1 rRNA gene and 1 pseudogene are annotated in these 553 nt (G+C 58.6%); both read right to left on the bottom strand.

From position 1 onward, the window contains the following. Positions 1–112 (bottom strand): 5S ribosomal RNA (rrf, locus tag ABGA94_RS04350); the annotation flags it as partial. Between the two features lie 303 nt (positions 113–415). Beyond that, positions 416–553 (bottom strand): annotated as a pseudogene (locus ABGA94_RS04345) (hypothetical protein); the annotation flags it as partial.

Here is a 553-nt window from a genome sequence, read left to right as displayed (position 1 = left end):
TGGCGATGACCTACTCTCGCATGGCTTGAGCCACACTACCATCGGCGCAGCTGCGTTTCACTTCCGAGTTCGGGATGGGATCGGGTGGTTCCACAGCGCTAATTTCACCAGGGAGGCTTTTGGAGAGTCGCACTCGTCCCGGGGGACAAGGCGCCAGCCTCGCATAGTTCTTGTGACGTAGCGTGCACTTGGATGCTCTTACGACGTTGTCGTAAAGCCAAGGCAACTTGAGGTTATATGGTCAAGCCGCACGGATCATTAGTATCAGTTAGCTCAATACATTGCTGTACTTCCGCTACTACGGCGACCGCAAGCTGATCGAAGAGGAAAGCCTGGTCAATGACGGGGTCACCCCGGCGCGCACCGAGAGCTACTTCGCCAAGATCTATGGCATCGAAGGCGATGTGTTCGAGCTGGTGGTGACCGAGTTCTTGCGGCTGAGGCGGGTGCGCACGAAGCGCTCGTAGTGGCCCAGGTCGAGGTCGGTCTCCGCGCCGTCGTCGGTGACATAGACCTCACCGTGCTGGAACGGACTCATGGTGCCCGGGTCGAC

The organism is Stenotrophomonas sp. 3diitr2024 (assembly GCF_042136455.1).
Classification (GTDB): domain Bacteria; phylum Pseudomonadota; class Gammaproteobacteria; order Xanthomonadales; family Xanthomonadaceae; genus Stenotrophomonas; species Stenotrophomonas sepilia.
This window is presented reverse-complemented; position numbering and strand designations above follow the sequence as displayed.